At 66.4% G+C, this 25,541-nt stretch carries 28 protein-coding genes and 1 tRNA gene; 17 read left to right on the top strand and 12 right to left on the bottom strand.

Annotation, left to right across the window (positions count from 1 at the left end):
• Positions 1-3: 3 nt before the first annotated feature.
• Positions 4-303 (bottom strand): hydroxyisourate hydrolase, encoded by a 300-nt coding sequence (uraH, locus tag ACFK0J_RS17500; RefSeq protein ID WP_378741536.1) that lies wholly within the window; start codon positions 301-303, stop codon positions 4-6.
• Entirely contained in the window at positions 300-812 is a 513-nt protein-coding gene (uraD, locus tag ACFK0J_RS17495) for a 2-oxo-4-hydroxy-4-carboxy-5-ureidoimidazoline decarboxylase (RefSeq protein WP_378741534.1), read from the bottom strand. The genes uraH and uraD overlap by 4 nt, the downstream gene beginning before the upstream one ends.
• Before the next feature lie 162 nt (positions 813-974).
• Here uraD and ACFK0J_RS17490 point away from each other — a divergent pair, with 162 nt between their 5' ends.
• Complete coding sequence (locus ACFK0J_RS17490; RefSeq protein ID WP_378741532.1) at positions 975-2,480, top strand: PucR family transcriptional regulator; 1,506 nt, start codon at positions 975-977, stop codon at positions 2,478-2,480.
• 34 nt (positions 2,481-2,514) lie between these two features.
• Here ACFK0J_RS17490 and ACFK0J_RS17485 read toward each other — a convergent pair whose 3' ends face one another.
• Positions 2,515-3,054, bottom strand: a complete 540-nt coding sequence (locus tag ACFK0J_RS17485; RefSeq protein WP_378741530.1) for a MarR family winged helix-turn-helix transcriptional regulator — start codon at positions 3,052-3,054, stop codon at positions 2,515-2,517.
• Between the two features lie 73 nt (positions 3,055-3,127).
• Here ACFK0J_RS17485 and ACFK0J_RS17480 point away from each other — a divergent pair, with 73 nt between their 5' ends.
• From ACFK0J_RS17480 to ACFK0J_RS17470, 3 genes are all read left to right on the top strand, one after another.
• The gene (locus ACFK0J_RS17480) at positions 3,128-3,847 is read left to right on the top strand and encodes an SDR family NAD(P)-dependent oxidoreductase (protein WP_378741528.1); all 720 of its coding nucleotides are present in this window, start codon (positions 3,128-3,130) and stop codon (positions 3,845-3,847) included.
• A 134-nt stretch (positions 3,848-3,981) separates the two neighbouring features.
• Positions 3,982-4,914, top strand: a complete 933-nt coding sequence (locus ACFK0J_RS17475; RefSeq protein ID WP_378741526.1) for a family 2A encapsulin nanocompartment shell protein — start codon at positions 3,982-3,984, stop codon at positions 4,912-4,914.
• Positions 4,886-6,790 carry a family 2A encapsulin nanocompartment cargo protein cysteine desulfurase gene (locus tag ACFK0J_RS17470; RefSeq protein ID WP_378741523.1) on the top strand — a complete coding sequence of 635 codons (1,905 nt, stop codon included), beginning with the start codon at positions 4,886-4,888 and terminating at the stop codon, positions 6,788-6,790. Before ACFK0J_RS17475 ends, ACFK0J_RS17470 begins: the two co-directional genes overlap by 29 nt.
• Before the next feature lie 148 nt (positions 6,791-6,938).
• Here ACFK0J_RS17470 and ACFK0J_RS17465 read toward each other — a convergent pair whose 3' ends face one another.
• Positions 6,939-7,958, bottom strand: coding sequence for a polysaccharide deacetylase family protein (locus tag ACFK0J_RS17465; RefSeq protein ID WP_378741520.1), 1,020 nt, complete (start codon positions 7,956-7,958; stop codon positions 6,939-6,941).
• Positions 7,959-8,161: 203 nt separating this feature from the next.
• Here ACFK0J_RS17465 and ACFK0J_RS17460 point away from each other — a divergent pair, with 203 nt between their 5' ends.
• The 4 genes from ACFK0J_RS17460 (at position 8,162) to ACFK0J_RS17445 (ending at position 11,827) form a co-directional block, all read left to right on the top strand.
• The gene (locus ACFK0J_RS17460) at positions 8,162-9,673 is read left to right on the top strand and encodes a putative glycoside hydrolase (RefSeq protein WP_378741518.1); all 1,512 of its coding nucleotides are present in this window, start codon (positions 8,162-8,164) and stop codon (positions 9,671-9,673) included.
• Between the two features lie 71 nt (positions 9,674-9,744).
• Positions 9,745-10,227, top strand: a complete 483-nt coding sequence (locus tag ACFK0J_RS17455; RefSeq protein WP_378741516.1) for a cation:proton antiporter regulatory subunit — start codon at positions 9,745-9,747, stop codon at positions 10,225-10,227.
• 2 nt (positions 10,228-10,229) lie between these two features.
• Positions 10,230-11,411 carry a cation:proton antiporter gene (locus tag ACFK0J_RS17450; protein ID WP_378742879.1) on the top strand — a complete coding sequence of 394 codons (1,182 nt, stop codon included), beginning with the start codon at positions 10,230-10,232 and terminating at the stop codon, positions 11,409-11,411.
• Positions 11,412-11,446: 35 nt separating this feature from the next.
• Positions 11,447-11,827, top strand: coding sequence for a VOC family protein (locus tag ACFK0J_RS17445; RefSeq protein WP_378741514.1), 381 nt, complete (start codon positions 11,447-11,449; stop codon positions 11,825-11,827).
• A gap of 8 nt (positions 11,828-11,835) precedes the next feature.
• Here the strand turns inward: ACFK0J_RS17445 and ACFK0J_RS17440 are convergent, their stop codons facing one another.
• The gene (locus tag ACFK0J_RS17440; protein ID WP_378741512.1) at positions 11,836-12,561 is read right to left on the bottom strand and encodes an SDR family NAD(P)-dependent oxidoreductase; all 726 of its coding nucleotides are present in this window, start codon (positions 12,559-12,561) and stop codon (positions 11,836-11,838) included.
• A gap of 90 nt (positions 12,562-12,651) precedes the next feature.
• Here ACFK0J_RS17440 and ACFK0J_RS17435 point away from each other — a divergent pair, with 90 nt between their 5' ends.
• Positions 12,652-13,218 carry a TetR/AcrR family transcriptional regulator gene (locus ACFK0J_RS17435; RefSeq protein WP_378741510.1) on the top strand — a complete coding sequence of 189 codons (567 nt, stop codon included), beginning with the start codon at positions 12,652-12,654 and terminating at the stop codon, positions 13,216-13,218.
• A gap of 12 nt (positions 13,219-13,230) precedes the next feature.
• Complete coding sequence (locus tag ACFK0J_RS17430) at positions 13,231-14,040, top strand: alpha/beta fold hydrolase (protein WP_378741508.1); 810 nt, start codon at positions 13,231-13,233, stop codon at positions 14,038-14,040.
• A 24-nt stretch (positions 14,041-14,064) separates the two neighbouring features.
• Here the strand turns inward: ACFK0J_RS17430 and ACFK0J_RS17425 are convergent, their stop codons facing one another.
• Positions 14,065-15,570 carry a DHA2 family efflux MFS transporter permease subunit gene (locus ACFK0J_RS17425; protein WP_378741506.1) on the bottom strand — a complete coding sequence of 502 codons (1,506 nt, stop codon included), beginning with the start codon at positions 15,568-15,570 and terminating at the stop codon, positions 14,065-14,067.
• A gap of 54 nt (positions 15,571-15,624) precedes the next feature.
• A complete protein-coding gene (gene dapA, locus ACFK0J_RS17420; protein ID WP_378741504.1) occupies positions 15,625-16,530 on the bottom strand; it encodes a 4-hydroxy-tetrahydrodipicolinate synthase in 906 nt (301 codons plus the stop codon).
• A 71-nt stretch (positions 16,531-16,601) separates the two neighbouring features.
• Between dapA and ACFK0J_RS17415 the strand changes: the two genes are divergently transcribed.
• The 5 genes from ACFK0J_RS17415 (at position 16,602) to ACFK0J_RS17395 (ending at position 20,298) form a co-directional block, all read left to right on the top strand.
• Complete coding sequence (locus ACFK0J_RS17415; RefSeq protein WP_378741501.1) at positions 16,602-17,471, top strand: LysR family transcriptional regulator; 870 nt, start codon at positions 16,602-16,604, stop codon at positions 17,469-17,471.
• A 47-nt stretch (positions 17,472-17,518) separates the two neighbouring features.
• Positions 17,519-18,136, top strand: coding sequence for a VOC family protein (locus ACFK0J_RS17410; RefSeq protein ID WP_378741498.1), 618 nt, complete (start codon positions 17,519-17,521; stop codon positions 18,134-18,136).
• A gap of 282 nt (positions 18,137-18,418) precedes the next feature.
• Complete coding sequence (locus ACFK0J_RS17405; RefSeq protein ID WP_218477445.1) at positions 18,419-18,619, top strand: hypothetical protein; 201 nt, start codon at positions 18,419-18,421, stop codon at positions 18,617-18,619.
• An 89-nt stretch (positions 18,620-18,708) separates the two neighbouring features.
• Positions 18,709-19,356, top strand: a complete 648-nt coding sequence (locus tag ACFK0J_RS17400; protein WP_378741494.1) for a class I SAM-dependent DNA methyltransferase — start codon at positions 18,709-18,711, stop codon at positions 19,354-19,356.
• 309 nt (positions 19,357-19,665) lie between these two features.
• The gene (locus tag ACFK0J_RS17395; RefSeq protein WP_378742877.1) at positions 19,666-20,298 is read left to right on the top strand and encodes a PAS and ANTAR domain-containing protein; all 633 of its coding nucleotides are present in this window, start codon (positions 19,666-19,668) and stop codon (positions 20,296-20,298) included.
• Between the two features lie 2 nt (positions 20,299-20,300).
• Here the strand turns inward: ACFK0J_RS17395 and ACFK0J_RS17390 are convergent, their stop codons facing one another.
• Positions 20,301-21,041: an ANTAR domain-containing protein gene (locus ACFK0J_RS17390; protein ID WP_378741491.1), complete on the bottom strand. Its 741-nt coding sequence runs from the start codon at positions 21,039-21,041 to the stop codon at positions 20,301-20,303.
• 227 nt (positions 21,042-21,268) lie between these two features.
• Here ACFK0J_RS17390 and ACFK0J_RS17385 point away from each other — a divergent pair.
• Positions 21,269-21,342, top strand: a tRNA-Pro gene (locus tag ACFK0J_RS17385).
• Between the two features lie 84 nt (positions 21,343-21,426).
• Here the strand turns inward: ACFK0J_RS17385 and xerC are convergent.
• The 3 genes from xerC to ACFK0J_RS17370 form a co-directional block, all read right to left on the bottom strand.
• On the bottom strand, positions 21,427-22,770 hold the full coding sequence (gene xerC / locus ACFK0J_RS17380) for a tyrosine recombinase XerC (RefSeq protein ID WP_378741488.1): 1,344 nt from the start codon (positions 22,768-22,770) through the stop codon (positions 21,427-21,429).
• Between the two features lie 126 nt (positions 22,771-22,896).
• Positions 22,897-23,196: a helix-turn-helix domain-containing protein gene (locus tag ACFK0J_RS17375; RefSeq protein WP_378741485.1), complete on the bottom strand. Its 300-nt coding sequence runs from the start codon at positions 23,194-23,196 to the stop codon at positions 22,897-22,899.
• 428 nt (positions 23,197-23,624) lie between these two features.
• Positions 23,625-23,957, bottom strand: a complete 333-nt coding sequence (locus ACFK0J_RS17370) for a hypothetical protein (protein WP_378741482.1) — start codon at positions 23,955-23,957, stop codon at positions 23,625-23,627.
• Between the two features lie 274 nt (positions 23,958-24,231).
• Between ACFK0J_RS17370 and ACFK0J_RS17365 the strand changes: the two genes are divergently transcribed.
• A complete protein-coding gene (locus ACFK0J_RS17365) occupies positions 24,232-24,834 on the top strand; it encodes a hypothetical protein (RefSeq protein WP_378741479.1) in 603 nt (200 codons plus the stop codon).
• A gap of 35 nt (positions 24,835-24,869) precedes the next feature.
• On the opposite strand, the gene ACFK0J_RS17360 is transcribed toward ACFK0J_RS17365, so the two are convergent.
• Positions 24,870-25,430 carry a hypothetical protein gene (locus ACFK0J_RS17360; protein WP_378741477.1) on the bottom strand — a complete coding sequence of 187 codons (561 nt, stop codon included), beginning with the start codon at positions 25,428-25,430 and terminating at the stop codon, positions 24,870-24,872.
• Between the last annotated feature and the right edge of the window lie 111 nt (positions 25,431-25,541).

Raw genomic sequence — 25,541 nt, 5'->3', positions numbered from 1 at the left:
TGTTCAGCTACCTCGATAGGTGGAGTAGGAATACGGACTGAGCAGCAGCGGCACGTGGTAGTGCGCGGCCGGGTCGGCGACGGTGAAGTCGATGGCGACCGAGGGGTAGAACGGGCTGATCTCGCCGGTGTCGAAAGTCAGCCGGTGCGTTCCGGTTTCGGGGGCGGGCAGGTCCTTGATGCGGCCGTCGTCGTCGGTGTGCCGCTCGGCGAGCACGGTCCCGTCGACGCGCGAGAGCTGGACCCGCAGTCCGGCGGCGGGACGTCCGGTCACCGCGTTCAGCACGTGGGTGGACAGACTCACTTGTCCCCCAGCAGCTTTCGCACGCGCAGGCGGGTGATGTCGGCGAGTTCGCTCTGCACCTTGATGCGCTCATCGAGCACCGGGTTCGCGAGGCGCTTACGCAATTCGGCGAGCATCTCCGCTGCGCTACGGCCGGTGGCCCGGATCAGGAAGACGTGACCGAAACGGTCCTCGTAGGCCTGGTTGCCCGCGGCGAGCTCGGCCAGCACGGCGGCATCGGCGGACGCGGCGCCGGACTGTTCGCCCCGTGACCACGTCGCCTCACGTTCGGACAATTCCGCCTTGGCCCGATCGCCGATGCGCGGATGCGCCGACAGCGCCTCCTCGACATCCGGCCAACTCAGCTCGCACACCGCGGCAACGGCCGCGGCGGTAGCGCTCGCGGCGTCGGGGTAGGGCCGTGATGCCGCCACCTTCTGCGCCCACTGCCGGGACGCGCAGCAGGTCAGCAGTTCCTGCACGGCCTGGTCCGGAGGCAACGAGTTGAGCCATCCGATGTCGCCTGCCATCTGACCTCCTGTCGGGGTTCGCCAATCTGTCCCGCAAGTACACCCGCCGGGCAAGACCGCAGCTAGAAACGAGAAATCTGAACTGTGCGCCAGTTCACACCGAACTCTTTGTGTGAATGTCCAAGGGCGTTCACCGGGGGGCCGACTGTTAGCCTTCGCAACGTGCGCCTTCGATCACTGTTGACCATGGCGGACCTGGGGCTCGAGCTCGTCACCGGCGAGGAAGAGCTGGACCGGTTCGTTCGCTGGGTTGTGACAACGGACATGCTCGATCCGGGCCGCTACCTCTCCGGCGGGGAACTCGTGCTCACCGGTATGCAGTGGCGGCAGGACCCCGCCGACAGTGAGGTGTTCGTCCGGGCACTGGCCCAGGCCGGAGTCGCGGGGTTGGCCGCGGGTGACGCGCGGTACGGCGGTGCGCCACCGGATGTCGTGGAGGCGTGCCGGAAGCATCGGATTCCGCTGTTCCGGGTGCCGGAGAATGTCGCGTTCGCGGCGGTCACCGAGCAGATCACCCGCAATTTATCCACCGGACGGGCGGCGGATCTGACCGCGATCCTGGATCGGCATCGCCAGCTCGTCTCCGGTGCCGGACTCGGTTCGGTGCTGGAGCTGATCGAACGCGATCTCGGCATGCGCTGCTGGGTGATGTCGTCTACCGGGCGGGCGGTCGCCGGGCCGGCCGCGCCGCCGCCGGTCGAGGTGACCACCGCGTTTCTCAGCGCCCGTCGCCTGCCGTTCGCGTTTCCGCACGAGAGCGGGCGGTTCTCGCTGTTCGCGGTGGACGAGCACCGCACCTCCCGGGCCGCCGACTGGTTCCTGGTTTTCGAGGGCGATTACACCGAATGGCCCGAGGAGCGGCGCGCGCTGGCCGGTGAACTCGCCGCGGTCGTCTCGCTGGAACGCGCGCGCCAGGACGACCGGCAGAGCGCCGAGGGGCGACTCGCCCAGGAACTCATCGAACTGATCGTTTCCGACGGCAAACCGACCGAGATCATCTCGCGGCTGGAACTCACCGGCCTCGGGCCCGCGGAAACCTATATCGCCGTCGCGGCCGCCGCCGATGACACCTTGCGGCCCGGTGAATTACGCGTGCTGCTGCGCGAAATCCTCTATGGCAGAAGGCCCGCCGCCGGCGTGGTGGACGACGAGGCGATCGCCCTGATTCCGGCCGGGCCGGACACGCCGGTCATCGACGAAATCAACCGGGCGGTAACCGCTTTGGAGCCGGGTCTGCGCGGGAGTCGACTTTCCGTCGGCGTCAGCGGCGTAGTCGACGGCGAGGGGCTGCGCGGCGCCGTCGAAGAGGCGCGCTACGCCCGCCGCATGGCCGCGGGCCGACTACAACCCGCGAGCGTCGTCGGACACGATGAACTCGCCACCCACATGCTGCTGCTCGCCTCGGTTCCCGACGAGGTCCGTCGCATGTTCCGCCTGCGCCTGCTCGACCCGCTCACCACCTACGACCAGGACAATCGCGCCGACCTGGTGCACACCCTGGAAACCTTCCTCGAGGTCTCCGGCTCCTGGACCAAGTGCGCCGATCTCCTGCACGTGCACGTCAACACCTTGCGCTACCGCATCCAGCGCATCGAGGAACTCACCGCCCGAGACCTCTCCCGCCTCGAAGACCGCGTCGACTTCTTCCTCGCTCTCGCTCTGCGCTGAGCTTTCCGATTCCCGCCCAACAGCTTTCGGACATTCACGTATCGGCGGAACCTACCTGCGTGATCTTGCGGTTGTCGAGGCGCGACATCAGGTCCTGATGCAGGATTCGGAGCAGGTCGGTGAGGTTTCGCTGCTGCTCGGCGGTGAGGCCGGAGAGTAGTTCTGCCTCGCGGCCGAGCACATGGTCGACCAGGCGTTCGACCAAGGCGTGGCCGGTTGCGGTGAGCGAGACGGCCACGCCGCGCGAGCCGTCGCCGAGAGGGGTCCGGGTGACCAGGTCCTCCGCTTCGGCGCGCGCTACCCGCTGGGAGATCGCACCGGCGGTGAGCAAGGTTTGGTCTGTGAGCTCTCGGGTGGTCAATCGGTACGGCGGGCCGCTGCGGCGCAGCACGCTGAGCAAGTCGAGGGTGGCGGTGTCGACGCCCTCGGCGGCGAGCACCCGGCGGCGGTCGTCGCCGAATGTCTTGGCGAGCTGCCATATTCGTGTCACTACGCCGATACCGTCGACGGGGGTGCCGGGCCGCTCGCGACGCCAGGCAAGCGCGATCGCGTCTACGGGGTCGTTGTCATCCATGCCACTCCCGGTTGCGTTCAGGTCTGAACGTTGCCTACGTTTAGGTCTAAACATACTAGACAAGGAGAGTGGCATGGGACGGAACATCGTGGTGACCGGCGGCGCGACCGGGATCGGTCGCGCCATCGCGAGCGTCTTCGCGGCCGCGGGCGACACGGTGGTGATCACCGGCCGCCGCCGCGAGCCGCTGCGCGCCACGGCGGCCGAGCTCGGCGTCACGGCGCATACGTGCGACGCGACCGATCCGGCACAGATCGAGGCACTGGTGGACCAACTCCCCCGGGACATCGACGTGCTGGTCAACAACGCGGGTGGCAATACCGACTTCGACCGGGCGGCGCCGACCGACCTGGCGAGTCTGGCAGCCGCTTGGCGAGCCAACCTGGACGCCAACTTGATCAGCGCGGTGCTGATGACCTCGGCCCTGCGCGACCGGCTGAACACCGGCGGGTCCGTGGTGAATATCGGCTCGATCGCCGCGGACAAAGGGGCGGGTGCCTACGGTGCGGCCAAGGCCGGTCTCGCCTCGTGGAACGCGCAGCTCTCCGCCGAGTTGGGACCGCGCGGCATCACCGCGAATGTCGTGTCCCCCGGTTATATTGCCGCCACCGAGTTCTTCCGCGACAAGTTGACCGACGAGCGGCGCGACTCACTCATCGCCGCCACGCACACCCGCCGCCCCGGTGTCCCCGAGGATGTGGCCGCGGCGGTGCACTATCTCGCCTCCCCCGCCGCCCGTCAGGTGACCGGTCAAGTGCTGGCGGTCAACGGCGGAGAACACACCACTCGATGACCGCCACAGAGCTCCGGTCAGCATCGCGGCACGCGGAACAAGGCGGACAATAGGCGCGATCCAGGCAAGCCGAGGGGCAGGGGCTAGCATGAGCGAGCTGGTAACGGTGGATTTGCCGATCCCGAGGTGGTTCGATGACGAAAGCTGTTCCACAGCCGGTTGCGCTGGGCGATGAAGCTGCCCGGACACTGGCGAATGCTACGAAGACCGTTCCGCAGATGGAGTCGATCACCCCACGGTGGTTGGTCCATCTGCTGAACTGGGTTCCCGTCGAGGCCGGTATCTACCGGCGTAACCGGGTAACTCACGAACAAACCGTCGATATTCAGTGCGACAACTTCGACGAGTCTCCGCTGCCGGAGACGTTCATCGACTACGAGCGAGACCCGCGGGAGTATCGACTCAAGGCCGTGCACACCATTCTCGATGTGCACACCCGCGTCTCGGATCTGTATTCGAGCCCGCACGATCAGATTGCTCAACAGTTGCGGTTAACCATTGAGGCGATCAAGGAGCACCAAGAGGGCGAGCTGATCAACAGCCCTGACTATGGACTCCTCACGAACGCCGCCAAGAAGCAACGGATCTCCACGATCGCCGGGCCGCCCACGCCGGACGACCTGGACAATCTGATCACCCGGGTCTGGAAGGAGCCGGGCTTCTTCCTCACCCATCCGCAGGGCATCGCGGCATTCGGCCGGGAATGCACCCGGCGCGGTGTGCCGCCGCCGACGGTGAGCATGTTCGGGTCGCAGTTCCTGACCTGGCGTGGGATCCCCATCATTCCGTCGGACAAGGTTCCGGTGGAGCGCGGGAGGACCAAGTTCCTGCTGATCCGGACCGGTGAAGCCCGGCAGGGTGTGGTCGGTCTGTACCAGCCGGGGCTGGCCGGGGAACAGGGACCGGGGCTTTCGGTGAAGTTCATGGGTATTGATCGCAGCGCGATCGCGTCGTATCTGGTGTCGCTGTACTGCTCGCTGGCGATCCTGGTCGACGACGCGGTGGCGGTACTCGACGGAGCCGAGGTGGGCAAGTTCCATGACTACGCACCGACCTACCGGAGCTGACATCCCGCGGCCGGCGAACGAGGGCGGCGCCGAGTGGATGCTGCCGGACGAGGCGACGCTGAATCGCCTTGCCGGTGCGTTCTTCTCGGCGCTGCCGTCGGGGTCGACGGGCCTGCCCGGCGCACCGGCAGGAATGAGCGTGGCGCAGCCGGATCTGCCGACTTCGCCGCCGAACGTGCCGGTACCGTCGCCAGTGCCCGCCGTCACCTCGGCGGGTGCACCGGGGTTTTCCGGTGCCACCCATCCTGGTCTGCATCCACCGCAGCCGTCTGCGGCAGCGCCTGGCACACAAGGACTTTCGGGGACCAATCTGCCGGGCGGCCGCGCGCCGCAGCCGTCGGTCCCGGTATCGTCGGGTGCGCAGGGCGATTCGGGTACCGCGCCGCCAGGCGGACGGACACCCGAGCCGTCGGTACCGGGCTGGGGACGCGACGTGCCGATGGCCGACGCGGCGGGCCTGCCCGCGCACCCGCCGGTCGGTACCGCGGGGATACACACCGACCCGTTCTTGACAGCGCTACCGTCGTTGCGCGAAGTGCTGTCGCCGCAACGCTTTCCCGACGCCGCGACCCGGCAGGAGGCCGCGACGCCGAGCTTCTACTTCCTCGAATCAGCCGGTCGCGCCGCGCCGAGTCAGCTGCCCGACGCGCACCCGCCGTTCGATGTGCACTCGGTGCGCAAGGACTTCCCGATTCTGCGAGAACAGGTGAACGGGCATCCGCTGGTGTGGTTCGACAACGCCGCCACGACGCAGAAGCCGCGATCGGTAGTCGAGCGCATCGCTCACTTCTACGAGCACGAGAACTCGAATATCCACCGGGCCGCACATGAATTGGCGGCGCGGTCCACCGATGCCTACGAACAGGCCCGGGACATCGTGGCCCGGTTCATCGGCGCATCGTCGGCGGAGGAGATCATTTTCGTCCGCGGCGCCACCGAGGGCATCAACCTGATCGCACAGACCTGGGGCCGCCAGAACATTCACGCGGGCGACGAGATCATCATCTCGCACCTCGAGCATCACGCGAACATCGTCCCCTGGCAGCTGCTTGCCGCCGAGACGGGCGCTCGGCTCAAGGTGATCCCGGTCGACGACACCGGCGAGCTGATGCTGGGCGAATATACCAAGTTGCTCTCCGATCGGACCAAACTCGTTTCGGTGGCCCATGTTTCGAACGCGCTGGGCACCATCACGCCGGTGCGCGAGATCGTCGCCGAGGCGCAGCGGGCCGGTGCGGTGACGATCGTGGACGGCGCCCAATCGGTGCCGCACACCAGTATCGACGTGCGCTCGATCGGTGCCGACTTTTTCGTATTCTCCGGCCACAAACTGTTCGGCCCCACCGGAATCGGCGTGGTCTACGGAAAATCCGAGATACTGCAAGACGTTCCGCCCTGGCAGGGCGGCGGCAACATGATCAGTGATGTCACCCTGGAGCGTTCGCTGTTCCAGCCGCCACCCGGCCGGTTCGAAGCAGGCACCGGCAATATCGCCGATGCGGTCGGCCTCGGCACCGCGATCGAATACGTCGAACGCATCGGCATGGACGCCATCGCCCGCTACGAGCACGAACTGCTCGAATACGCGACCCCCCGGGTCGCCGCGGTGCGCGGGGTCCGACTGGTGGGCACCGCCGCCGACAAGGCGAGCGTGCTCTCCTTCGTCATGGCGGGCTGCGAGCCGATCGACATCGGCAAAGCCTTGAACGAGAAGGGCATCGCGGTCCGCGCCGGTCACCACTGCGCGCAGCCGATCCTGCGTCGCCTCGGCCTGGAAGCAACGGTGCGTCCATCCTTCGCCTTCTACAACACCTTCGACGAGATCGACCGCATGGTCGCCATCCTCGAACAGATCGCGGTCCGCTCGCCCCGATGACCGCGGACCTCTTCACTCGAGACGTGCCGCACACCGCTTGTGGCAGCCGCACATCCAGTACCACGGATGCCCGGCTGCCACAAAGGGTGTGCCGGTGAACCCCGCCCTACCCGGGGACCGTGCGGCCGAGTCGGCCGGACGGTCCGGATCAGTACGGCTTTGCCCGATTCGACCAGCGAGCGGTCAGGTCGACGGAGGCGTGCTGTGGGAAAGAGATGATGTCCGGGTTGCCGTCCGAGGTGTAGCGCTGGTCCGGGTGTTGTGCCAGCCGGTCGAGCCAGTAGGTCGAGTCGAAGTCGACGGCCGTTCTGCCCGAACGGATTCGGGGAATCCCCGCTGGATCTGCCCCGCCGTACGGGGACGGCGCCGGATTGGCGCCCACCAGCATGACTGCCTCGAACGAATAGGATGTGCCGCCCCAACTGCCCGCGCTGGCCAACGTGCGATCGGCGGGAAAGATGCCGAGCGGCAACGCCATTGTGCGTACCTCGCCCGGCGCCGCGGACGTGATGGCGCGGACGTTCTCCGCGAACTCGCGCTGGACTCCGTCGGCGTCCAGGTGCGCGAGGTTCGGATGGGTTGCCGTGTGGGCGCCGATCTCGTATCCGTGTGCGGCCAACCAGGACAGGGCACGCGGATCGTCGCCGAAGGGCTGGTTGTTGACGTAGAAGGTCGCCGTGGGCGCGAAATCGGGGTGCTCGGTCCGGAACTGCTCGAGAATGCCGACGGCGGTGTCGGGCGCGACCTTGCCGTCGGCGGTGAAGGTGAGCTGGCTGAGGGTCGAGTCGTCGAAGGTGAGCACCACGGGGTGGGTGCCCGCGGGGATGTCGATGTCGCCGGAGATGTAGGCGGCCGCGGTCACCGGACGGTAGTGCTCGCGGTACAGCCGTTCGAGTTCCGCGCGGAACTTCGCCGGCGTCTGGTCGTATTCGCTGTCCGGCGCGGACGTCAGCTGGTGGTACATGAGGACGGGCACGAGGCCGAGCTCGTTCGCACGCACCGCGGCCGGATCGGGCGCCGCGCTGCTCGGGGGCGGCGGTGTCGCCGTCTCCGTGGCCGCATTCCGTTTGTCGATCGGGTCGGGAGCGGCCGCGGCACAACCCGCGGCCGTCGCGAACGCCAAGACCGACAACACAACTCGAACACCGATAGTCGCGTTCTTCGCCACCGCGCAAACAGTACGCGAGCCCGGCCATTTCACCGGGCAAGACATTGATCAAAATCGCGACGGCCGCGGACCGAACCCGCGATAGTAGAGCCGTCCCCGAACGAAAGTTGGTGTGCGCGTTGCTAGCACGAGTCCGCAATTCAGGGCACCTACGATTGGCGGCAGTTGTAGTTATCGCAGTCTTATCAATTCTTGTCGCTACCGTGACCATCAGCGCGGTGCGTGGCGAGCCCCGGGGATTGACGCTCGTCGGGCTGCCGAACAGTTTGGTCAGCGCGGCAGCCTTGTCCGCCATGGCATTGCGGGTGGAGGCGGGCGACGAAGACGTCAGCGCTATACGGCTCGAGCTCGACGGCAAGCCCGTCGACGGCACGGTCGAGGGCAACACGATGGTGTACCGACCCGGAAGTCTCGCGGACGGCGAACACACGTTCACCGCCGAGGTCCCGCCCAGCATGCTCGGCTTCCTGCGCACCGGCCCCGGAGTGTCCAGGACATTCACCGTGGACAACGAGCCGCCCGCCCTGGAACTGAGCCAGCCCGCTGCCGTGAAATCCTATCGCCAGCCGGTTACGTTGCGCGGCAAGGCAAAGGGTGCCGAGCGCGTGTCGGTGGGAACCCAGTCGGTCACCCCGACCGCCGACGGTTCCTTCGAGATCACCATGGCGCGGGCGCAGACCGGTGCCCAGGTGGTCGCCGTCGACGCGGCGGGCAATGAAGCGACGCAACCGATCACCGCGGCGGTGGAGCAGCCACCGATCAAGGCGGTGCACGTGACCGCGTACGGATGGGCCGACGACGGACTCCGCGAGGACGTGCTGAACATGGCGCGCGACGGCCGGATCAACACCGTGCAGCTCGACATCAAGGACGAGGACGGCGTCGTCGGCTACGACTCCCAGGTGCCGCTCGCCCGTGAGTCGGGGGCCGTCGCGGGGATCTACGACGCTCCCGCGGCGCTGCGGCAATTGCACGACATGGGTCTTCGAGTGGTCGGGCGGATCGTCGCATTCCGCGACAAGACCATGGCCGAATGGGCCTGGCACACCGGCCGCCACGACTGGGTCATCCAGAATCCCGCCGGGCAACCATATTCCAGCAAATACGGCCCGATCGCGTTCACCAACTTCGCGCATCCGGAAATGCGTAAATACAACATCGACCTCGCGGTCGAGGCGGCGAAGCTCGGTTTCGACGGAATCATGTACGACTACATCCGGCGCCCGGACGGCGCCTTGTCGCAGATGCATTTCCCGGGCTCGACCGAGTCGCCCACCGTGTCGATCGCCGAATTCCTGCGTGAAAGCCGCGACCCGGTGCGGGACGCGGGCGCCGACCACAGTGCCGCGGTCTTCGGCATCGCCGTCACCCGGCCCGAACAGATCGCGCAGGACATCGCGCTGATGGCTCGACACGTCGACTACATCGCGCCGATGGTGTACCCGTCGCATTGGAACCCCGGCGAATACGGGGTCGCGAACCCCAACTCCCAGCCGTACGACATCACCTACCGCTCCTTGCAGGACTTCCGCAACCGCATGCAGGGCACCGACGCCAAGATCGTCCCCTGGCTGCAGGACTTCAGCCTGGGCGTGAATTACGGGCCCGACGAGATCAAAGCCCAGATCGACGCCGCGAACGACGCGGGCGTCAACGGCTTCTTCCTCTGGAGCCCGACGGTGCGCTACCACCTCGCGCCGGGGGCCCCGGACTGAGCGGCGAACTCGGGACGGATCGGACAGCCCTTTCGGCAGGAATTCCGCAGGTGCGCCGCTACGCTGGTGTAGTGAACGTTGAGGTGACGCGCTTGCCGGGTATCGGTGTGCGCAAGGACTTTCCGATCAAAGGCATGCGCCGCCGGATCGGGGTCATCGATCACAAGGACGGCACGATCTATCTGATCGTCAGCAAGGCCGACAATCCGGAAGCCACCGATCAGATTCCGTTGTCCGCGACGGAAGCGGCCGTGCTGGCCAATCTGCTCGGCGCGCCGCAATTGGTTGCCCAGCTGCGCGAGGAGCATCGTGAGCTGGACGGGGTGAACACTCGGCAGTTGCCGGTGCTCGAGGGCTCCCCCTACGTTGGGCGCCGTCTCGGCGAGACCGAGATGCGCACTCGGACCAGGGCCTCCATCGTCGCGATCATGCGGGGCGGGGCGGTTATCCCGTCACCGGGACCGGATTTCACCTTCGCGGCCGCTGACCTACTGGTGATCGTCGGGACTACCGAGGGTCTGGACGCCGCGGCGAGAATACTCACCAACGGCTGATGATGGTCGCGAATACCACCGCACTCGCGCTGATCCAGCTGGGGGCGGTGTTATTCGGCTTGGGTTTACTCGGCCGGATCGCCGCTCGCATCGGCATGTCCCCGATTCCGCTGTATCTGCTCGGTGGCCTGCTGTTCGGCAATGGCGGGTTGGTCGAATTGCACCACGTGGACGAGTTCATCCATCTGGCCAGTGAGATCGGTGTGATCCTGCTGTTGCTCCTGCTCGGCCTGGAATACAATGCCGCCGAACTGGTTACGGGTATGCGCCGATCCTGGCCCGCCGGGCTGGTGGACATCTTCCTGAACGCGACACCCGGTGTGCTCGTCGCCCTCGCGCTGGGCTGGGGGTTCACCGGCGCGGTGACGATGGCGGGCGTCACCTACATTTCCTCCTCGGGCATCGTCGCGAAGCTCTTGGACGATCTCGGCCGGCTCGGCAACCGGGAAACCCCGGTGATCTTGTCGATCCTGGTATTCGAAGACCTGGTAATGGCCGGTTATCTGCCGGTGCTGACCGCGGTGCTGGCCGGGGCCGGGCTGCTCGCCGGGCTGAAGACGCTCGCGGTCGCGCTGCTCGCGCTGACCGTCGTGCTCGTCGTCGCCCTGCGCTACGGCCGCCATGTCTCCACACTGGTCGCCAGCGAAGACAATGAGATCTTTCTGCTCAAGCTGCTCGGCTGCGCGCTGCTGGTGGCCGGTGTCGCCTCCTCGGCGCAGGTGTCCGCGGCGGTCGGCGCGTTCCTGCTTGGCATCGCGATCTCGGATTCCACGGCGGAGAACGCGACCAAGATTCTCGAACCGCTGCGCGACTTGTTCGCCGCGCTGTTCTTCGTGCTGTTCGGACTCACCACCGACCCCGCCAGCATCCCACCCGTACTCGGCTGGGCATGTCTGCTCGCGGTGGTCACCACCGCCACCAAGGTCGGCACCGGATGGTGGGCGGCGAAGCGGGCCGGGGCCTCCCGCTACGGCCGGGTCCGCGCGGGGACCGCGCTGGTCGCGCACGGTGAATTCTCCATCGTAATCGCCGGACTGGCCGTCGCGTCAGGCGTGGTTCCCGTCGAATTCGCTGCCCTGGCAACGACTTACGTGTTGTTGATGGCGATAGTCGGCCCTGTCGCGGCTCGCGTGGTCGAGCCGATCCTGGTCTGGTCGGACCGACGTGGGGTTCGCGAAGCCTGACGCCGCCATCGAGGATGCGATCTAAGCTGGCCGGTATGGCTTGCCGGATCAGCGAAATCGTCATCGACGCGGCCGACCCGCGGGCACTCGCCCGGTTCTGGGCCGAGGTCCTGGGGTACGAGGAACTCGACGCGGACGACGAGAGCGTCGAAATCGGCCCGCCCGGTGTCGGTTTCGGCGGGCCGCAACCCACGCTGATCTTCAGTCGAACATCGGACCCGCGAGTGGCGAAGCTGCCGCTGCACCTCGACGTCAACGCGACCGACCGGGACCAGGACGCCGAGCTCGAACGGCTGCTCGCCCTGGGCGCGCGGCACGCCGACGTAGGTCAGACCGGTGACGAGAGCTGGTATGTGCTCAACGATCCCGAGGGAAACCAGTTCTGCCTGCTCAGGAAGCGGCTGCCACCAGTGTGACCACCGCGTCAACCGGTGAACACGTCGAACACCTCCTCGGCCCGGTCGCGGGTGCGGTACATGTCCCAGGCGGTGGCGGCGATACGGTCGGGATCGAGGGTGTGGCCGTCAGCGGAGCCGAAGTGGCCGGGGTCGGCGGTGACCATGGCGTGGATGTCGCCACGCTCGATGAGACCGCCGATGGTGAGAGTGCCCGCGTAGACACCACGATCGGCGAGGGCGGCGTTGAGGGTGACGGCGTAGTTGCGCAGGGCGGCGGACGACAGGGCCAGCTGGCCGAGCATCGGCATGGGGCGGACGCTGGACAGGCCGCCCGCGAAAAGCAGGGCACCGCTGCCACGTTCGAGCATCGCCGGGAGGACCTGGTGCACCATGTCGACGGCGGGCCAGATCAGTTCGAACGCGGATGTCGCTGCGGCGGCGTCTATCTCGGTGATATCGCCAAGGGGTACGGGCAGCTGCGTGGCGGCGGGGCCATAGTAGGCGAGTTCGATGTCGCCCGCGTGGGCGATCTCGGCCAGCACGGATTTCAGCCGGGCCCGCTCCGTGCTGTCCGCGGTGTAGGCGGTGGCCTCGATGCCCTGGGCGGCAAGGTCTTTCAGGTAGCGCTCGTGGCGTGCGTCGCTGCGTGAGAGCAGCGCGACACGGAATCCTTCGCTGCCGAAGCGCTTGGCCATGGACAGGCCTAGACCGGGTCCCGCACCGATGATCACGGCCGTTGGTGTGCTGGACATGGTTCTCCTTGTCAAATATTGAGGCCCCCCTCACCTTTATTAACGTAGCACGAAATCGAGGCACCCCTCGACTTTTGTAGGATGGTCCCCATGACCAAGCCGTTGCGCCGCGACGCCGCCCGCAATCGCGAGAAGCTCTTGCGGGAGGCCGCCGGTGTGTTCACCGAACAGGGGCTCGACGGCTCGCTGGAGGAGATCGCGCGACGGGCCGGGGTCAGCATCGGCACGCTGTACAACCATTTCCCGCACCGCGAGGCGCTCATCGACGCGCTGCTGCCCGCCCGCCTCGCCGCAATGGAGGAATTCGCCGCGCGGGCGGCGGCCGAACCGGATGCGTGGCGGGCGTTCAGCGGGTTCATCGAGCAGCTACTGGATCAGCTGACCGCCGACCGCGGGTTGCTCGAGGCGGTCACCGGCGACCATCCCGCCGCCGCCCAGCTCACCGAGGCATGCCATCGCGGCATGTCACATCTGTCGACGCTGCTGCACCGTGCCCGGCAGGCGGGCGCGGTACGCGCCGACGCGAGCGACGACGACGTGGTGCAGCTGTTGTGGGCACTGTCGCTACTCGGCGAGACCACCGGTACCGCCAGCTGGCGACGGTCCCTGAAATTCGTCCTCGACGGCCTACGGCCGCCGCACGAACCGATCCGATAGGGGAACAGCACCGTGCCATATGCCAAGGCCGCCAACGGCGTTCGCCTCGCCTACCAAACCGGCGGCGTCGGCGACCCGCTGGTGCTGCTCGCCGGACAGTCCAACAACCACCACTGGTGGGATGGGATCCGGGAGGACTTCGAGGCCGGCTACCGCACCATCACCCTCGACTGGCGCGGCACCGGCGACAGCGACAAGCCCGACGAGCCCTATAGCACAGTGGGTTTCGCCGATGACGTGATCGCCGTACTCGACGATCTGGGCATCGATCGGGCCGCGGTGTACGGCACATCCATGGGCGGTCGCGTCGCGCAATGGCTGGCCGCCCGCCACCCGGAGCGGGTGCAGACCCTGGTTCTCGGCTGCACCTCACCCGGCGGCAGACACAGCATCGAACGCGGTCCCGATATCCGGCAGTCGCTCATTCAACCCGATCCGGACGCGGCGAGACAGGCACTGCTGGAACTGATGTACACCCCGGAATGGCTGGCCCGCACGTCCGGCCCGTACAACACCCTCGGCGACCCCACCATGCCTGCCTACGCCAAGCGGCGGCATCTGGTCGCCAGTAACAAGCATGATGCGTGGAATGTGCTGCCGGACATACGAATTCCCACCTTGATCGTGCACGGCACGGAGGACCGGTTCAATCCGATGGCCAACGCCGCGCTGCTCGCCGAACGCATCCCGCACGCTCGCACATATTTGATACCCGGCGCCCGGCATGCCTACTTCGACGAATTCCGTTCTCTGGCAAGTCCGGTCGTCCTGGACTTCCTCGACGAGGTGCGTACCGACCACGCCCCGGGATCGCCACACTGAGCAGGCGATCTCGGGGCGCGAGTCCTACACGTGGACCGCGGTGACCGCGGCAGCCTCGGGGTTCTTCGGTTTCGTGCGCGGCAGGAAGAACGCCGGAACCAAGGTGAGCACGGTCAGCACCAGCGCCACCACGTAGGTGTTACTGAATGCCGTTGCGGCCTGGCTCAATCCGGTCTCCAGCACGCCCGGCGGCAGCTGGGCGGCGAATTTCGGATCGGCGTTCGCCACGATGGCCGGTTTGGCGAATTCCTCGTTGTTCAACAGGTTCGTCAGCACCACCGAGATCACCGCGGTGCCGATCGAGCCCGCGGCCTGGTTGACGATGTTCATCAGGGTCGAACCACGGGCGACCTGCTGATGCGTCAGCGTCTGGATGGCCGCGGTCATGATCGGCATCATCGTGCAACCCATGCCGAGACCCATCACGAACAGTGCGGTGAGCATGAGCGGGTAGGAGGTATCCACGTCGAGCTGGATGAAGAAGGCGGTGCTGACCGCGATCAGCGCGATGCCGACCAGCACGATCTTCCCCGGCCCGATCTTGTCGACCAAGCGTCCCGCGATCGGCATGGTGAGCATCGCGCCCAACCCCTGCGGAATGAGCAGCAACCCGGCCGTCAATGCCGATTCGCCCCGGACCTGCTGCAGGTAGGTCGGCAGCAGCAACGCTCCGCCGAAGAACGCGATCGCGAACAACACCATGGTGAGGACCGCGAAGGTCAGCGAGCGGTTGCGGAACAGATGCAGATCGATCAGCGGATGTTCGGTGCGCAGCGCATGGAAGACGAACGCCACCATGAGGACGAGGCCGATGATCGCGGGCAGCAATACCTTGGTCGCGAGGACCGTTTCCTCGCCGGGAATCGACGAGACGCCATACAGGAACAGCGCGAGCCCGGGCGAGGCGAGCAACATGCCGAGGAAGTCGAACGACTCCGACGGTTCCGGTTTGTCCGCGGGGAACACCACGTACGCCAGGACCAGCGCGACAATGCCGATGGGGAGGTTGATCAGGAAGATCCACTGCCAGTGGAATTCGATCAGCCAGCCACCGAGGATCGGACCGCAGATCGGGCCGAGCAGCATCGGCACGCCGAGCACCGCCATCACCCGGCCGACCCGTTGCGGGCCCGCCGCGTGCGTCATGATCGTCATGCCGAGCGGCATCAGCATGCCGCCGCCGATGCCCTGGATCACCCGGAACGCGATGAGCGACTCGATGTTCCATGCGGTCGCACAGAGCACCGAGCCGAGCACGAAGAAGGCGAGCGCCGCGATGTACAGCCGTTTCGTGCCGAACCGATCGGCCGCCCAGCCGGTCAGCGGGATGACGGTGGCCAGCGCGAGCGTGTAGCCGGTGATCGTCCACGCCGCGATGGCGTAGCTGGTCTCGAATTCCGCTTGGAAGGTGGGCAGAGCGATGTTGACGACGGTGATGTCGAGGATCGACATGATCGCGCCGAGCACGACCACGCCTGCCACCTTGAAGACCGCGGCGTCCAATTTGTCGGCGGTCGGGTCAGGCCCCATCGCCTGAGTATCCGGAGGTTGAGTCACCGCTTCAGCGTTGCATCTCTTTGTCGCCTACACCAGCAAATCGTCTTGCCATACCCGCGAACAATATTCGAGTGCGGCAACGGCCGCCGCGGTGGCGGCGGCGCTCGCGGGGAGCAGCGGCAGCCGCACGGCCGGACTCGGGATACGTCCTCGAGCAGCGAGAACCGCTTTGATGACGGTGGGGTTGGGTTCGGCGAAGGCGGCGGCGGACAGTGCCGCGAGTCGGTGGCTGAGCGCGCGCGCCCGATCGAGAGGGCCGTCGCGCCAGGCGGCGACGAGGGCGGCGAACGCCGCGGTGTCGAGGTTCGCGGAGGCGAGGATGCCGCCCGCGGCGCCGAGGGCGAGCAACGGTGCGGCGTACAGGTCGTCACCCGCGAGGACCGCGAAATCGGCTGGGCATCTGCGCATCAGCTCGATGGTGGTGTCGTCGATACCGCCGACGGCGTGTTTGACGCCGATGATATTCGGCTCTTCGGCGAGTTGGCACAAGGTGTCGATGCCGAGGGTGCGGGCGGTGCGATACGGAATGTTGTAAATGATGAGCGGCACGGGACTGGCGGCGGCGAGGCTCCGGAAGTGGGCGAGCACACCGGCTTCCGAAGGGCGCGTGTAGTACGGGACGACGGCGAGCGCGGCTGTGATGTGCGGGCTGAGGTTCGCGAGTGCCTCGATCGAGGCGGCCGTGGAGTTGGATCCGGCGCCGACGATCAAAGCGGCGTTGTGTTCTCGGCACGCGCGGGCGCAAATGTCGACGACCAGTCCGCGCTCTTCGGTGCTGAGGGTCGCGGTTTCCGCAGTGGTGCCGAGCGCGACGAGCCCGGTCGCGCCCGCTTCGAGCGCCGAGCGGGCCAGTCCTTCCAGCGCATCGGCAGCGAGTGCGCCGTCCGCCGTGAACGGTGTGACAAGGGGGACGAAAAGACCTGCGAGCGTCATAGATATGAGCGTGCTCGTGTTGAACCCGCAGGTCCAGTCCCCATTTCTACACGCGAGCATAAGCTGAGCTGATGCTCGACATCCGCAAGTTGCGCCTGCTCCGCGAATTGGCGCACCGCGAGACCATCGCGGCGGTCGCCGACGCGCTCGCGTACACGCCCTCCGCCGTTTCGCAGCAGCTCACCGCGCTCGAACGGGAAGCCGGTGTGCCGCTGCTCGAACGGACCGGCCGCCGGGTCACGCTGACCCCGGCCGCGCGGATGCTCGTCGAGCACGCCGAGACGATCCTCGCGGTGCTCGAACAAGCCGCCGCCGAGTTGGCGACCACGCGGGCCGAGCTCACCGGAACACTGCGGATCGGCGCCTTCCCGACCGCCGTTCGCACGATTCTGTCCCCCGCGCTCGTCGCGCTGAGTCGCGACCATCCCGGCCTCGAACTGATGGTGACCGAGTTGGACCCGGCGACCGCGCCCGCCGCGTTGCGCGCCGAAACCCTCGACGTCGCCCTAGTCCAGGAATACGACTATGTGCCCGTCGAACCGGACCCCGCGCTGGACACCGAGCCGCTGCTCGAGGAAACCATCTACCTGGCCGCGCTGACCGCCGAACCGCTGGCTGCCCATCGCGCGGACTCCTGGATCGCGGGTACGCCCGACACGCTGTGTCACACGATGACCGTCCGCGCCTGTCAGGCCGTCGGCTTCACGCCGCGGATCCGGCACCACGCCGACGACTTCGGCACCGTTCTCGCCCTCGTGGCGGCGGGCCAGGGTGTCGCGCTCGTTCCGGAGCTCGGCGCGTTGCCGTGCCCGCCCCAGGTCACGCTCACTCCGCTGGCGACCCGGCGCCGGACCCACCTGGCCTACCGGCGCGGGACCGGGAACCATCCCGCCGTGCGCGCCGCCCGTTCGGCGCTGCTCGCGGCCACGGCGCAAAGATAGCCGCGGAAACCAGCCGCCGGTGCGGACGAGTGGCTAGGGTTTCCAGAGTGAGCGGGTTTGATCATCTCGTCTTGGCGACCCCGGACCTCGCGGCCACGGTCGGCGTCGTGACGCGAGCGCTCGGCGTGGCGCCGGTCGCCGGTGGCAGGCACATGGGGTACGGAACGCGGAACTTTCTGCTCGGCCTCGGTGACGGCTACCTGGAAATCATCGGCCCCGACCTGGGTCAGCCGGTGCCGCGGCTGCCGCGACCGTTCGGCATCAACGGCCTCACCGCACCGCGCCTGGCCACCTGGGCCGTGCGCGTGACCGACATCGATAAGGTGGTCACCGACGCCCGAGCCGCCGGATACGATCCCGGCGATGTCGCCGACATGTCCAGGGCTACGCCCGAAGGGCGGACGCTGCGGTGGCGCCTGACCTGGTCGCGCAAAGACCTGCACAGGGGACTCATCCCGTTCCTCATCGATTGGGGTGAGACCACGCACCCCTCGGCCGGACTGCCGCAGGCGACGTTGCGTTCGCTGGAGGCCGTGCATCCGGATCCGGCGGTGCTATCGCTTCCGTTGCAAGCGCTTTCGGCTCCCCTGCCGGTGCACCCCGGGATTCGAGCCGGACTCATCGCGGTCATCGAAGGACCGAACGACACCCTCACCCTGCTCTGAGCGCCGCGGTTGCTGTTCGGCGTGCTCTCCGCAACATTGCGCTCGCCTTCGCCGTCCGTGCGTCCGCACTGTTCGCCGCCGAGAAAAAATCGAAGTGATCTACGGCGTACGGGCGGAAGGCCGTTGACTCGACGACCTGGCAAAACCGTTGAGTGCCATAGCCGAAACGGACAATAGGGCAAACGCATCGCCACATCGTCCTGTTTAGGTCCGAGAGCCTCGGGCACACGCCGAATGAGCCGTTCAACAGGCTCGGCCGAGAACACTCGAGAGGAGATGCACATGCCAGACACCAACAACCCCGGTCAGTTCGGCAACCGCAGCGACACCGAGGAACAGGCCCGCCGCGGCGGTCAGGCGAGCACCGGTAGCTTCGGCGACAAGAACAGTGCCGATCCGTCGGCCGCGGGTAGGAAGGGCGCGGAAGCCCAGCCGACCGAGGCCAAGGCCAAGGGTGGCCAGCACAGCGGTAGCAATCGCTGATCAGTGAGCCGTCCGGCTGGGGAGCAGTGGGCGACACCGCTCCCCAGCCGCTACTTCCGGTGTCGTCTCAGACAGATTAAGCTGAAGCTATGTCAGCCGTTCCGCACGCGCCGACTCGCGCCTTCAACAGCCTCGTCACGCGGAGCTGGAACCGGCTGGCCCGGGTCTACAACATTGCCCTCGTGCAGCGGATCGCCTACCGGCCACCGCAAGACGAGATCATCGAGCAACTGCGGCGGGCCGATATCCGCCGGGTCGCCGATATCGGCTGCGGCACAGGGATTCTCGCCTCCCGCATCCAACAAGAGTTGAAGCCCGACGCGGTCTACGGCTGTGACGCCTCCGTCGGCATGCTGCGGCAGGCCGAAGCCCGCTCCGGCCAAGTGAATTGGATCAACCGGCGGGCAGAGGACACCGGTCTGCCCGATGCGGCGGTCGATGCCGTCGTCTCGACGCACGCCTTCCACTTCTTCGACCATCCCGCCGCGCTCGCGGAGTTCCACCGAATCCTCTCCCCCGGTGGGCTTCTCGCGATTGTCCTCAACAATCCGCGCAGCCGCTTCGCGCAGTTGTTGCAACCGACGCCCATTCAGAGTGTGGCGTACTTTCCGTCGCCCGACGAGATGCGGTCACTGGTCGAGGCGGCCGGATTCCAGGTCACCGAGCAGCGGTCGGTGCGTAGACCGATTCCGTCCGCGCTGGTACCGGACGTCCTGACCGTCGCACGGCGGGCTTGACGGGAATCGCTACGCCACCACCGCTTCCGTGCGAGCCGCACGGCACCGAGTGCCCGGCTGATCCCGCCCCGACCTCACCGACGAGCTGTCGGGGCCGCGAGGTAGCCTGTCCGTCGGAACGCGCTGCCCCAGACCCCGTCAGCCGACCGTCTTTGTACTGACATCGGTCGAGGTCGAGAGGGGCAGGTCGTGGATCAGTCTGTTGATGTACCGGACGTCGCACACGGGAGCGGCGACGAAACGCCGCCCGAGGTCATCGCCCAGGCGCTCGAGGATGCCGACGACGTCGAGACCGAAACGGTACGGCCGATCGAAGAGGTACTCGGTGCGGGCAGGCCGCAGAGTGCGGGCAGCTTCCGCTTCTGGCTGGCCGACCAGCGCTGGGAATGGTCCGACGAGGTCGCGCTCATCCACGGCTACGCCGCCGGATCGGTGCAACCGTCCACCGAACTGCTGCTGGCACACAAGCACCCCGAAGACCGTCAGCAGGTGGCGAACACCATCGCCCGATCGGTCGAGACCGGCGAACCGTTCTGCAGCCGCCACCGCATCATCGACACCAAAGGCCAGGTGCACCACGTCCTCGTCGTCGGCGACCACATGGTCGACGACGACGGAACCGTGATCGGCACCGCAGGCTATTACGTCGACATCACCGACGCGCTCGAAGAAGACCGCCGACAAACCCTCAACGGCGCGCTGCCCGAGCTGTACTCCGCGCGGGCCGCGATCGAACAGGCCAAGGGCGTGCTGATGCTGATCTACGGGATCAACGCCGACCAAGCCTTTCGGGTGCTCACCTGGCGTTCCCAAGAAACCGGCGTCAAGCTGCGCGCACTGGCTACCCAACTCGTCGCCGAAGTCACCACGCTGGACGGGCCGATGGTCGAACTGCGCACCCAATTCGACCATCTGCTGCTCACCGTGCACGAACGACTGTGAGCTCAGCGCTCACCGTGATCGGCGTGCGCGAGGATACGGCTGGTGTCGATGGTGCGATCGACCACCGCGCGAGCCAGATCGGGTAGCCGCTCACGGGTGTGCCGGGCATAACCCCGCAGCGCGTGAAACGCGGTTTCCGGGTCGAGATCGCCCTGCGCAGCCAGTATGCCCTTCGCCTGTTCGATGACGATGCGGCCCTGCAAAGCCAGCTGCAACTGTCCGTTGACCGTCTTGTGGTCGGCAAGCATGCGGGCCTGCAGAATCGCGATGCTCGCGATATCGGCCAGCGCCTGCCCGATCAGCACATCGTCCTCGGTCAGATGTTCCTCGCCGGCACTGAACAAATTGAGCGCGCCCACCCGGTCCGCGCGCAACCGCATCGGCAGCGCGTACACCGACTGAAAACCCTCCAGCAGAGCCTGCTTGGCGAACGCGGGCCACTGGTCGCGCGCCTCCTCCAAGTCCTCCACGATCACCCGCTCGCAACTCCGGTACGACTGCACGCACGGCCCGTCCTGCGCCTGGATCTGCAGTAACTCCAGCCACCGGGTCGCCTCGCTGGTCGACGCCAACACCCGCAGCTGCCCGTCCTCCCCCGCCAGCAGCACCGCCGCGGTATCGACGGGTAGCAGATCGACAGCCCGATCCAGCAGTTCCTGCACCACATCCACCGGGTCGTACTCCTCCACCAGCGAGTCCGCCAGCTGCACAAACGCCTCGACCAGCCGCCGCTCCCGACTCATCCCCACCGTCTCCTTCCGCTACGCCGGGCCCACTACCCGCCCGGCCCATTCCGTATCGACGGGAATGCCCCCACTGCTCGCCGCCAATCACCACCCCCACCCCACACCCCCTGCGCCCGACCGCCTTTCACACCCCCACCCACCCCACCGCCACGCCGCTCACCAGGCGATTCGCTCCCCCGCCCCCAGGTGCGGTAATCTCTTCGAGCGCCCAGCAATGGGCGCAACGGGCTGTGGCGCAGCTTGGTAGCGCACCTGACTGGGGGTCAGGTGGTCGCAGGTTCAAATCCTGTCAGCCCGACAGAAAAACCCCTTTCGACCTGGGTCGGAAGGGGTTTTTTCGGTTCAGGAGACTGTCCGATTTGAGCGGGATCTCACAGAAATCTCACACTTTTGCCGCCTTCGGTCCCCGGGCCCAGCGCTCCAGGACGTCGCGGTTGTCGGGCACGGTCTCGGGAATGTCGATGTAGTGCGCCTTGGCCACCGCGGTGGTGTTGCCCAGTTGTCTGGCGGCGCGCTCCGGGTTCTCGTGGGCGTGGTCGACTTCGGTGCCGACACCGCGGCGGAACGTCCGCAGCGTGACCCACGCGAAGTTCTCGCCGCGCGCCGCACGCCATGGCCGTCCGAAGTTGTTCGGGTTACGCACTGTCCCATTCCTTGAGGGCAACAACAGCCTCATCGGGTTGGGGCACGCCGAGGATTTCAGATATGCGATGGCTTCGGCAATCGATTCCACCGAATGCGGGGGCAGCAGGATGCGCCGCCAGCCGTTCTCGGTCTTGGGGAACGGCTTACGCACCCACCGGCCCTTACCTTTGCCCTTCACCTCGACCAGCGTGCCCGTCACATCCAGGTAGGGATGCTCGCAATCGAGGTTGATGTCATCGAGCAGCAGCGCGAACACTTCGTGCGGGCGCAGTCCGGTACCGGTGATGATGTCGACCACCCACACCACGGCCCAGTCGCGCGCGGGCCCGCAGGTGTAAGCCGGGGTGCCGGGAACCGCTTCGCCGCGCGCCCACGCGCGCACCTGGGCACGAAACGCCGGCAACGCATGCTGGTCCTCGACTTTGCCGCGTGCCTTGTTCTTGCGCCGGGTGAACGCCGAGACGCCATCCATCGGGTTGACGTCCAAGGCTCCGTGCCGCACCGCGATGGCCATCATCGCGCGCAGGACGATCTTGTGCTGCTTTGCCTTGCGCCGAAGCTTCAGGGCAACAAGATGTTTCAGATGACGATCGAGCTCGCCAGTGGTCGCTTGCCAGACTTGTAGATGGCCGAGCGAGTTCTCGATCTTGATCGTGTCGGGCTTCGCGCGCCGGTCGGTCGAGATGTAGATCTCGCGCCGGTAGTCCTCGACGTTGCCTTCGGTGTAGTCCGGATCGGCCTCCAATTCCACCAGCAGTTCCGCCGCCAGCTCGATCAGCTTCGTAGTCCGCGTAATCCGGGCCCGCCCTTGCTGTTCTCGGAAGTCCCGCATGGCCTCCGCCAGGCGATTTCGGGCGTCGTCGGCGCTGGCCCCCGTACGCTCCAGCTGCTGGGAGCCTCGCGCTCCGTAGTAGCGCACCGTCGTGCGCCAGCTCCCGTTCTTCTGCTTCTTCGGCTTCGACGCGTCGCCGAAGGTACCGACGGGCTTGGGCAGCCTGCCTACCACCGATCTCCTCTCATGGATCCCTCGCCAGCCGGTTATCGCAGGGCATCGACTCCGTGACGAACCCAATTCCCCCACCTGTTACCGACCCTTGCTTGACACCAGCACTTCCGGCACGAGAGTGAGCCAGTTGAGTTACGAATGACAAGAGGTAGAAGTTTGCTAACGGATAGCCACAGAGCTCTCCGATGGACCCTCGGACGGTCAGCGTCGGTACGTTGGGCTGACGTGTCCGCCGCCACCACCGTGGGCGAGTTGCTCGAGTTCCCAGAGGACGAGGTCAGCGAGGCGGTATCGCCGGTACCTCCCCATTCGCGCGTACCGTGGGCCACGACCCGCGGCGGCCCACGCCGCAAGCGTTTTCGGCCGCATCTTCAGACGACGCGCGACTTCCGCTGTGCTGAGCCAGATTTCATCGGTCGGAGAGTCGTCTACGTCGATCGCTTCACTCTCCGAAGAGCTGCGTTCGACAGCGGCGCGTTTCGACTTGGGTTGCGATGACATGTGGGCACCTCAGTTCGGTTCCAACCGTCCACTGAGACGCACCCACCACCCATTGAAGCCGACCTTCGAGGATTTCGCCACCACTGCAGTGATGGCGGCACCCGTTGATCACCTGCCGACGTCCGGCTAGAAACCACCGATCGAAGCCTGGATCAATGCATCGAGCCGCCTCCCTTGCTGGCCCTATTCCGCAGTTGAAGCAGAACGCTACGCACCAATTTTGGCGATATTGGTTAAATGCGCATATCCGAGTATCGGCATGCACGCGGGATCGATTCTTGGACCAAGACCTCGCCCGCTGGCGGCGCCTCGTTGATGGCCGCCTACAGAGCGTCTAGTGCGGAGTAGGCGGCGTCTGCGGTCATCGAGCTCATGCGTATCTACTCCACTGAAACGCACCTGACCGCCAAGCACGAGCGACTCCGCAATCAATTGGTCGACCAGTCCGATCGCGCACCCCACCCATTACCCCCGCCCCTCAAGCTCTGCGGCACCGTCTTACCGACGACCAGCGCACGGCGATCCGCGCTGCCTACGAAAATGGTGCCTTTACAAACCCACTCGCCGCCCAATACCACCTTGGCAAGGGAGCATCCTTCGAATTCTTCGCGCGGCTGGCACGACCATCCGTCAGCAACACCTCCACCGAGACGGAGATCGACCTCGCCATTACCCGCTACCGCAACGCGGAATCCCTCGCCCGCATCGCCGACGATCTCGACGTCGCCGCCGGCACTATCAGCACCGCCCTCCAACGCCACGGCGTTCCCTGCCGCGACACTCCACGGACGCCCACGATGACCCCACCGGATCCGATACACAGCGATGGAGCAGCGTCGACGATGCGATCGCCCGATCGATCTGCAGGTCACCGGCTCTCAACCGACCAAAGGAGCACCTGTGTCGACAACTTCCGGCGGTGCACACCACGCCATCTCTCGACATGCCCCAACCCAAGGTGTTCCATATCACAAGGAGCGTTCGTTCTACCGCCGCGAATCTGCAAGCGCCGCACATGAGAAGGGGAACTCTTGTATGGACACCGACATCTCGTGTCCGCTCTGCCATCGGATCGATGCCGTCCAGAACGTGAAAGCACTCCACGCAGATGGCATATCCACCAGCTACAGCAGCGACCTCAGCACCGGATTTGCTGTCACGTCCGCCGGGTTGGTACCGGTGCTCGGCGCATCGGCAGGGGAACGGACTCACACGACAGCACTAGCCAGAAGCATGGCACCTGAACCCCTTCTGCGGCCGACGGGCCGTTTGGTTCTTTGCGGCATCCTGCTCCTGCTTCCGGCCCTCGCCGCCCTCGGTCCGATGGCGTGGTACGTCTTTCATCCGGAAGACGTTGGTGTATTGATGGCTCTGTTCGTCGCTGTAACGGTGGTGACCGGCTTGGCTGCGCCCTCGGTCCTGATGCTGGGGATCGCGTATGGCCGGAGCCGCTATAACAGCAGGATCTGGCGGGGACGAGCAGCGGCGCATGCTGTTTGGAGTGCTGGCTACTACTGCCATCGCTGTGGTGTGGCGTACTGGCCCCGGTCTCCGAGTTCGGGCATCCCCGCACGGAAGGCATTCGCTCCCCAACACTTTCGTCAGCACGTGTGGAACGTCGGCGGCTACGTCGGCTGACCGACTATCCTCTCGCCGAATTTTCAGACCACCGATTACATTCGCGGTTCGTCTTCCGAATCACAGTCGAGTTCTGTCCTACTCCCTTCGCCGCTTACCTTCGCCGTGGCGGCTGTCGCCCTTGTCTGCCCCAATCCGGAACTTGGCGTCGTGTCGGTTGTCGTCAACACCGCATTCGTTGAGCGCGCGGCAGCGAGCAGGCGCCGAGCTTGCCTCGGTGTGATTTCGAGCAGTTCGGCGACGTCCTCGTCGGTCTGGCCTTCCTCGTGAAGGGCGGCTGCGGCAGCTGCTTGCTCGGCGTGGTGTCTAGCCAGTTCCTCGTTTGCGCGAGCTTCTAACTTCTGTATTTGCCTGTGGTAGCTTGCGATTTCGCGATCCCGCTTGCTCTCGCACTCGGCGATGGCCACCCAAGCCCCGACGTAACGCTTGACTGCGGTGGTGATGGCCTTCTCACGTTGCCGGGCCCGAGCGCGACGCGCTTGCACCCGCTCGCGGTTTCGTTCTAGGCGTTCATGAATTTCGGGGTGGCGCCCCGGATGCGGGGTCGGCTTCGAACCTGAGCTAGGCATGACAGCGCTCCTGACCGAGCCGTTCACCTGATTCTCCATTCACCAGGTTACCGGCATCCCGTCGTCCTCCCTGCGTGATCAATCGCGACCTTGCTGTCAGCGTCAGTGGTGATGGAATCCACCCCCTTCCTGCATCCC

Origin of the sequence: Nocardia brasiliensis, assembly GCF_042691675.1 — a bacterium.
GTDB classification, from domain to species: domain Bacteria; phylum Actinomycetota; class Actinomycetes; order Mycobacteriales; family Mycobacteriaceae; genus Nocardia; species Nocardia brasiliensis_D.
This window is presented reverse-complemented; position numbering and strand designations above follow the sequence as displayed.

What these genes read in the sequence shown, in the direction of transcription:
- uraD (WP_378741534.1), bottom strand. Translation starts at nt 812, where the DNA reads ATGGCAGGCGACATCGGATGGCTCAACTCGTTGCCTCCGGACCAGGCC.
- ACFK0J_RS17485 (WP_378741530.1), bottom strand. Translation starts at nt 3,054, where the DNA reads ATGGATGACAACGACCCCGTAGACGCGATCGCGCTTGCCTGGCGTCGC.
- ACFK0J_RS17480 (WP_378741528.1), top strand. Translation starts at nt 3,128, where the DNA reads ATGGGACGGAACATCGTGGTGACCGGCGGCGCGACCGGGATCGGTCGC.
- ACFK0J_RS17475 (WP_378741526.1), top strand. Translation starts at nt 3,982, where the DNA reads ATGACGAAAGCTGTTCCACAGCCGGTTGCGCTGGGCGATGAAGCTGCC.
- ACFK0J_RS17470 (WP_378741523.1), top strand. Translation starts at nt 4,886, where the DNA reads ATGACTACGCACCGACCTACCGGAGCTGACATCCCGCGGCCGGCGAAC.
- ACFK0J_RS17450 (WP_378742879.1), top strand. Translation starts at nt 10,230, where the DNA reads ATGGTCGCGAATACCACCGCACTCGCGCTGATCCAGCTGGGGGCGGTG.
- ACFK0J_RS17445 (WP_378741514.1), top strand. Translation starts at nt 11,447, where the DNA reads ATGGCTTGCCGGATCAGCGAAATCGTCATCGACGCGGCCGACCCGCGG.
- ACFK0J_RS17440 (WP_378741512.1), bottom strand. Translation starts at nt 12,561, where the DNA reads ATGTCCAGCACACCAACGGCCGTGATCATCGGTGCGGGACCCGGTCTA.
- ACFK0J_RS17435 (WP_378741510.1), top strand. Translation starts at nt 12,652, where the DNA reads ATGACCAAGCCGTTGCGCCGCGACGCCGCCCGCAATCGCGAGAAGCTC.
- ACFK0J_RS17425 (WP_378741506.1), bottom strand. Translation starts at nt 15,570, where the DNA reads ATGGGGCCTGACCCGACCGCCGACAAATTGGACGCCGCGGTCTTCAAG.
- dapA (WP_378741504.1), bottom strand. Translation starts at nt 16,530, where the DNA reads ATGACGCTCGCAGGTCTTTTCGTCCCCCTTGTCACACCGTTCACGGCG.
- ACFK0J_RS17415 (WP_378741501.1), top strand. Translation starts at nt 16,602, where the DNA reads ATGCTCGACATCCGCAAGTTGCGCCTGCTCCGCGAATTGGCGCACCGC.
- ACFK0J_RS17405 (WP_218477445.1), top strand. Translation starts at nt 18,419, where the DNA reads ATGCCAGACACCAACAACCCCGGTCAGTTCGGCAACCGCAGCGACACC.
- ACFK0J_RS17400 (WP_378741494.1), top strand. Translation starts at nt 18,709, where the DNA reads ATGTCAGCCGTTCCGCACGCGCCGACTCGCGCCTTCAACAGCCTCGTC.
- ACFK0J_RS17390 (WP_378741491.1), bottom strand. Translation starts at nt 21,041, where the DNA reads ATGAGTCGGGAGCGGCGGCTGGTCGAGGCGTTTGTGCAGCTGGCGGAC.
- ACFK0J_RS17375 (WP_378741485.1), bottom strand. Translation starts at nt 23,196, where the DNA reads ATGTCATCGCAACCCAAGTCGAAACGCGCCGCTGTCGAACGCAGCTCT.
- ACFK0J_RS17365 (WP_378741479.1), top strand. Translation starts at nt 24,232, where the DNA reads ATGGACACCGACATCTCGTGTCCGCTCTGCCATCGGATCGATGCCGTC.